At 71.5% G+C, this 6362-nt stretch carries 5 protein-coding genes and 1 pseudogene; all 6 read left to right on the top strand.

Annotation, left to right across the window (positions count from 1 at the left end):
• Nucleotides 1–129: 129 nt before the first annotated feature.
• The gene (locus DLJ49_RS04540) at nt 130–819 is read left to right on the top strand and encodes an adenylate kinase (protein ID WP_115392326.1); all 690 of its coding nucleotides are present in this window, start codon (nt 130–132) and stop codon (nt 817–819) included.
• 104 nt (nt 820–923) lie between these two features.
• Complete coding sequence (locus DLJ49_RS04535; RefSeq protein WP_115392325.1) at nt 924–1184, top strand: DUF4212 domain-containing protein; 261 nt, start codon at nt 924–926, stop codon at nt 1182–1184.
• An 18-nt stretch (nt 1185–1202) separates the two neighbouring features.
• Nucleotides 1203–2990 carry a sodium:solute symporter family protein gene (locus DLJ49_RS04530; protein ID WP_115392324.1) on the top strand — a complete coding sequence of 596 codons (1788 nt, stop codon included), beginning with the start codon at nt 1203–1205 and terminating at the stop codon, nt 2988–2990.
• A gap of 166 nt (nt 2991–3156) precedes the next feature.
• Entirely contained in the window at nt 3157–5004 is a 1848-nt protein-coding gene (locus DLJ49_RS04525) for a DUF294 nucleotidyltransferase-like domain-containing protein (protein ID WP_115392323.1), read from the top strand.
• Nucleotides 5005–5233: 229 nt separating this feature from the next.
• Nucleotides 5234–5746 (top strand): hypothetical protein, encoded by a 513-nt coding sequence (locus DLJ49_RS04520; protein WP_115392322.1) that lies wholly within the window; start codon nt 5234–5236, stop codon nt 5744–5746.
• Between the two features lie 52 nt (nt 5747–5798).
• Nucleotides 5799–6179, top strand: a pseudogene (locus DLJ49_RS22320) (response regulator transcription factor); the annotation flags it as partial.
• Nucleotides 6180–6362 lie beyond the last annotated feature (183 nt).

Here is a 6362-nt window from a genome sequence, read left to right as displayed (position 1 = left end):
AGATCATGCGCCGCATCCTGCGCAAGATCGCCGAGAACGACCACGCCTCCCTCGGCGACACCTCCACCCTCGCAGACCCCACCGTCGTCGACGACCTCGTCGAAAACAGACTGAACAGGGAGTGAGGCGATGGACGGCACCGGATCGACCGACACCCCGCCCGTGCTGATCCTGCTCGGGCCGCCGGGCGCGGGCAAGGGCACCCAGGCCCGCCGGCTCGAGGAGCGCTTCGGCCTCGTGCAGCTCTCGACCGGCGACCTGTTGCGCGCCGCCGTCGCCGCGGGCACCGAGGCCGGCCGGCAGGCGCAGGCGGTGATGGAGGCCGGCGGCCTCGTCTCCGACGACATCGTGCTCGCCATCCTGCGCGACAGGCTGGCCGATCCCGACACCGCCCGGGGCGTCATCCTCGACGGCTTCCCCCGCACCACGGCGCAGGCCGAGGCGCTCGACGCTCTCATCGCCGAGACGGGGCAGACGGTCGACGCCGCGATTTCGCTCGAGGTCGAGGACGAGGCGATGGTGGCCCGCGTGTCTGGCCGCTTCACCTGCGCGGGCTGCGGCGAGGGCTACCACGACGCCTTCAAGCGGCCAGCGCAGGAGGGGGTCTGCGACGGCTGCGGCGCCACCGCGTTCAAGCGCCGGCCCGACGACACCGCCGAGACGGTGCGCGCGCGCCTCGACGCCTACCACGCCGAGACCGCGCCCCTCGCGGCCTTCTACGACGCCCGCGGCCAGCTCGCCCGGGTCGATGCGATGGGCGCCATCGACGACGTGACGGAGGCGCTCGGCGCCCTGGTCGCGAAGGCGCGCGCGGCCTGACGAGGTCCGGCGGGGGAGACCCCGCCGAAACGCTTCGGGACTCCCGAAGCCCCACCGCGAGCGGCCCGCGGGCCGCCGCACCACCACATTCGGGAGGAACCCCCATGTCGGACAAAACGGACAAATCGGGCTACTGGACGGCGAACCTTCGCATCGTCGCCTGGTGCCTCGTCATCTGGGCCCTCGTGTCCTTCGGCTTCGGCATCCTGCTCAGGCCGCTTCTCTCGGGCATCCAGGTCGGCGGCACCGACCTCGGCTTCTGGTTTGCCCAGCAGGGCTCCATCCTCGTCTTCCTTGCGCTGATCTTCTTCTACGCCTGGCGGATGAACCGGCTCGACCGCCAATTCGGCGTCGACGAGCAGTAAGCGAAGGGACACGCACAGATGGATCAATTCGTTGTCAACCTGATCTTCGTGGGCGCCTCCTTCGCCCTCTATATCGGGATCGCGATCTGGGCCCGCGCGGGCTCCACGTCCGAGTTCTACGCCGCCGGCCGCGGCGTCCACCCCGTCACCAACGGCATGGCCACGGCCGCCGACTGGATGTCGGCCGCCTCGTTCATCTCGATGGCGGGCCTCATCGCCTTCGTGGGCTACGACAACTCGACCTACCTGATGGGCTGGACGGGCGGCTACGTGCTGCTGGCGCTCCTGCTCGCGCCCTACCTGCGCAAGTTCGGGAAGTTCACCGTCTCCGAGTTCATCGGCGACCGGTTCTACAGCCCGACGGCGCGCATGGTGGCGGTGATCTGCCTGGTCGTGGCCTCGGTCACCTACGTCATCGGGCAGATGACCGGCGTGGGCGTCGCCTTCGGCCGCTTCCTCGAGGTCGACAACACCACGGGCCTTCTGATCGGCGCCTGCGTCGTCTTCGCCTACGCGGTGTTCGGCGGCATGAAGGGCGTGACCTACACCCAGGTCGCGCAGTACGTGGTGCTGATCACCGCCTTCACGATCCCCGCGATCTTCATCTCGCTGCAACTGACCGGCAACCCGGTCCCGGCGCTCGGCCTCTTCGGCGAGCACCAGGAGAGCGGCGAGCCGCTGCTGGCCACGCTCAACCAGATCGTCACCGATCTCGGCTTCGCCGAATACACCGCCCACCACGCCGACACGCTCAACATGGTGCTGTTCACGCTCAGCCTCATGATCGGCACCGCGGGCCTGCCGCACGTGATCATGCGGTTCTTCACGGTGCCCCGCGTCTCCGACGCGCGCTGGTCGGCCGGCTGGACGCTGGTGTTCATCTCGCTGCTCTATCTCACCGCTCCGGCCGTGGGCGCCATGGCGCGGCTCAACATCACCGAGCTGATGTGGCCCGAGGGCACGTCCGGTCAGGCCGTCTCGGTCGAGCAGATCCAGACCGACGCGGACTACGCCTGGATGGAGACCTGGCAGAAGACGGGCCTGCTCGGCTGGGAAGACAAGAACGGCGACGGCCGGATCCAGTACTACAACGACGCGAACCCGCAGATGCAGGAGCGCGCCGAGGCGGCCGGCTGGCAGGGCAACGAGCTCACCAACTTCAACCGCGACATCCTGGTTCTCGCCAACCCCGAGATCGCCAACCTGCCGGGCTGGGTGATCGGCCTCGTGGCCGCGGGCGGCCTCGCCGCCGCGCTCTCCACCGCGGCCGGTCTGCTGCTGGCGATCTCGTCTGCCATCTCGCATGACCTGCTGAAGGGGCAGCTGACGCCGAACATGTCGGAAAAGGCGGAACTGCTGTCGGCCCGGATCGCCATGGCCGTGGCCATCGCGGTCGCGACATGGCTCGGGCTCAACCCGCCGGGCTTCGCCGCGCAGACCGTGGCGCTCGCCTTCGGCATCGCGGCGGCCTCGATCTTCCCGGCGCTGATGATGGGCATCTTCTCGAAGCGCATCAACAATGTCGGCGCCGTGGCGGGCATGCTCGTGGGCCTGATCGTGACGGTCGTCTACATCTTCCTGCACAAGGGGTGGTTCTTCATCCCCGGCACGAACACGTTCGACGACAGCGACCCGCTGTTCCTCACGGTGCAGTCGACCTCGTTCGGCGCGATCGGGGCGATCCTGAACTTTGCCACGGCGATCGGGGTGAGCCGCGTCACCGCGGCGCCGCCCCAGGAGATCCAGGATCTGGTGGAGAGTGTCCGCGTGCCGCGTGGCGCCGGCGCAGCCGCCGCGGATCACTGACGCCGAAGGCCGGCCCCGGCCCCGTCCGGGGCCGGCCCGAGCGCGGCGCGTCTCCCCGAGGGAGGCGCGCCGCGACGCATGGGGCGCCCCTGGCGCCCGTGCTAGAGTGAGCGGAGCCGTCGTGCCGTCGCGCGCCCGGCGCCCGCCCCTGCCGCCCGGAGGCCGCATGACCGACGCCGACAGCTCCCTCGCCGACGCGGCCCGTCGCCAGGCGTTCCTCGCCACGGTACATCCCTACGACAGCCTCGCCCCCGACGAGCTCGCCCGCGTGGCCGAGACGTTTGAGCAGGTCGAGGCCGAGGAGGGCACCGTGCTCTACCGGGCGGGCGAGGCGCTCGCGGGCCTGTACCTGATCGCTGAGGGGCGCGTGGAGGTCTCGGACGAGACCGGCGCCCCGGTCTCGCTGCTCGCCGCGCGCAACTCCTTCGGCGAGCGGGGCCTGGTGCGCGGCGGGCTCGCCGTCACCACCGCCCGCACGACCGAGGCCGCGCGCCTGCTCCTTCTGCCCGCAACCGAGTTCCACCGCCAGATCGAGGTCTCGCCCGCCTTCGCGCGTTTCTTCGACCGGGCGCGCCCCGCCCAGCCAGAGCGCAAGGGCGATCTCGCCACGCAGCGCGTGGGCGACCTGATGGCGCGCTCGCCGGTCACCGTGCGGCCCACCACGGGGATCCAGGCTGCCGCCGCCCTGATGCGCGACACCCGCGTCTCCTGCCTCGCCGTGACCGACGCCGAAGAGCGCCTTGTTGGCATCGTCACCGTGCGCGACATGACCGGCAAGGCGCTCGCCTGCGGCCTGCCGCCCGACGCGCCGGTGGCGAAGATCATGACCGAGCGGCCGTTGACCCTGCCGCCCACCGCGCTCGGCTCGGACCTGCTGAACCTCATGCTCGAGCGCGGCATCGGGCACGTGCCGGTGACCGACGGCGATCGCGTGATCGGCATTCTCACGCAGACCGATCTCACCCGCTTCCAGGCGGTCTCGGCCTCGGCCATGGTGCGCGACATCGCCCGCGCGGGGACCGCCGCAGAGATGGCCGAGGTGACCGCCCGGCTGCCGCAACTGCTCGCCCAGCTCGTCGGCGCGGGCAATCGCCACGAGGTGACGACGCGGCTGGTCACCGACATCGCCGACGCCTGCACCCGGCGCCTGTTGACGCTCGCCGAGCGCCGCCTCGGCCCGCCGCCCGCCGCCTATCTCTGGCTCGCCTGCGGCAGCCAGGGCCGGCAGGAGCAGAGCGGCATCTCCGACCAGGACAACTGCCTGATCCTCGCCGACGACGCGCCCGAGGCGGCGGCGGGCTATTTCGAGCGTTTCGCCAGCTTCGTCTGCGAGGGGCTCGCGACCTGCGGCTACGTGCTCTGCCCGGGCGAGATGATGGCGACCAATCCCCGCTGGCGGCAGCCGCTGCGGGTCTGGCGCGGCTATTTCGAGCGCTGGATCGCCGAGCCGGACCAGGAGGCGCAGATGCTCGCCTCGGTCATGTTCGACCTGCGCCCCATCGGCGGCGCCCGACATCTTTTCGACGACCTTCAGGAAGCGACGCTGGCGGCAGCTGCGAAGAACTCGATCTTCGTCTCGCACATGACGGCGAACTCGCTCAAGCACGCCCCCCCGCTCGGCCTGTTCCGCGGCTTCGCGACGGTCCGCTCGGGCGAGCACAAGAACGAGGTCGACCTGAAGATGAACGGCGTCGTGCCCGTGGTCGACCTCGCCCGCCTCTACGCGCTGCGCGGGCAGATCACCGAGGTGAACACGCGCGCCCGCCTCGAGGCGGCGCTGCAGGCGGGGCTGATCTCGGGCACCGGGGGCCGTGACCTGATCGACGCCTACGACCTGATTGCCGAGACCCGGCTCGAGCGGCAGGCCGAGGAGGTGCGCGCCGGTCGCCGGCCCGACAACTTCATGGCGCCGTCCGACCTGTCGGACCTGCAGCGCAGCCACCTGCGCGATGCCTTCGTGGTGATCCGCACCATGCAGTCCTCGGCGGGACAGGGGAAGGGGATGCTCGGATGACCCCGTCGCCCCGCCCGATCCCGCCCGCGTTCACCGGCGCCGGGCGCAAATTCCTTGAAAGGAATTTGCAAATCCCTTTGGAAGGGATTTGCTCCCGGCGGCTTCGTCGCGCCTCGCCGCCCCGACGTGCCTCGCCGCCCCGACGCGCCCCGCAGCCGGGCCGCGCCCCGCAGCCCGGTCGCTCCGGGGGGCGGTCGGTCGTCTCGGGAGCGTCGGCAGGAGCCAGCCCATGTTCCTCGAACTGATCGCCGCCATCGCCGCGGCCTTTGCAGCGGCCGGCATCGTCCTGGGGCTCAACCTCGTCACCGGCGGGCGCCTGCCGCGATGGGCGATGCCCGCCGCTGCGGGCGCGGCGCTTCTGGGCTACGCGGTCTGGTCGGAATACTCGTGGTTCGACCGCATGGCGAGCGACCTGCCCGAAGGGGTCGAGGTGACGTTCACCAACCACGCAGCGGTGGTCTGGAAGCCCTGGACGTTGATCGCGCCCTTCGTCGACCGCTTCGCGGCGCTCGACACCGCCTCGATCCGCACGAACGCGCAGGTGCCGCACCAGCGCGTGGCCGACATGTATTTCTACGGCCGGTGGACGCGGCGTCAGGGCGTCGAGGTGGTGATCGACTGCCGCGCGGGGGTGATGGCGCCGCTCCCCTCGGCCGAACTCGACGACCGTGGCGCGGCCATGCGCGCCGCTTGGGCAAGCCCGCTGCCCGGCGACACGACGCTGGAGCATGCCTGCGCCTGAGGGCGCGGCAGGGCGGCCCGCGCGCCGCCGCAGAAGGAGGGAGGAGACAGACATGGATGTCACCGACGTCACCGACGCTCCCCGCGTGCTGATCGTCGAGGACGAGGACAACATCGCCCTGGCGCTCACCACGGCGCTCGGCCGCGAGGGCTGGCGCCTGTCGCGGGTCTCCGACGGTGCCGCGGCATGGGAGGCGATCCGGGCCGAACGGCCCGACCTGGTGATCCTCGACGTGATGTTGCCGCATGTCTCGGGCTACGAGATCTGTCAGCGCATCCGCCTCGACGCCGGTCTCGCCGACACCCGCATCCTGATGATGACCGCCCGCGGGGCGGCCATCGAACGGCGCAAGGGGCTGGCGCTCGGCGCCGACGCCTTCGTGGCCAAGCCGTTCGATCTGAGCGACCTGATGGGGCAGGCCCGCCGGCTGCTCGCCGGGGCCGACGAGGCGCCCCGCCCGGAGGCGCCGGCCGGGCCCGGCGCACCGGACCGCGCGCTGACTGCGCCCGCCTCCGCGCCACAGACCCGCCCTGCCGGCTCGGTGCCGGTCGCGTCCGCAGCTTCGGCGGGCCGGACGCCGGACGCCACGACCCCCGCAGGCCGGCCCCGCGGAGAC

The sequence above is a fragment of the Rhodovulum sp. 12E13 genome, assembly GCF_003340565.1.
Lineage (GTDB): Bacteria > Pseudomonadota > Alphaproteobacteria > Rhodobacterales > Rhodobacteraceae > HLUCCA09.
The sequence above is the reverse complement of the archived record's forward strand: the minus strand, read 5'-3'. Positions and strand labels throughout refer to the sequence as shown.

Excerpts from the sequence above, each read along its gene's own strand:
- DLJ49_RS04540 (WP_115392326.1), top strand. The coding sequence starts at position 130 with ATGGACGGCACCGGATCGACCGACACCCCGCCCGTGCTGATCCTGCTC.
- DLJ49_RS04535 (WP_115392325.1), top strand. The coding sequence starts at position 924 with ATGTCGGACAAAACGGACAAATCGGGCTACTGGACGGCGAACCTTCGC.
- DLJ49_RS04525 (WP_115392323.1), top strand. The coding sequence starts at position 3,157 with ATGACCGACGCCGACAGCTCCCTCGCCGACGCGGCCCGTCGCCAGGCG.
- DLJ49_RS04530 (WP_115392324.1), top strand. The coding sequence starts at position 1,203 with ATGGATCAATTCGTTGTCAACCTGATCTTCGTGGGCGCCTCCTTCGCC.
- DLJ49_RS04520 (WP_115392322.1), top strand. The coding sequence starts at position 5,234 with ATGTTCCTCGAACTGATCGCCGCCATCGCCGCGGCCTTTGCAGCGGCC.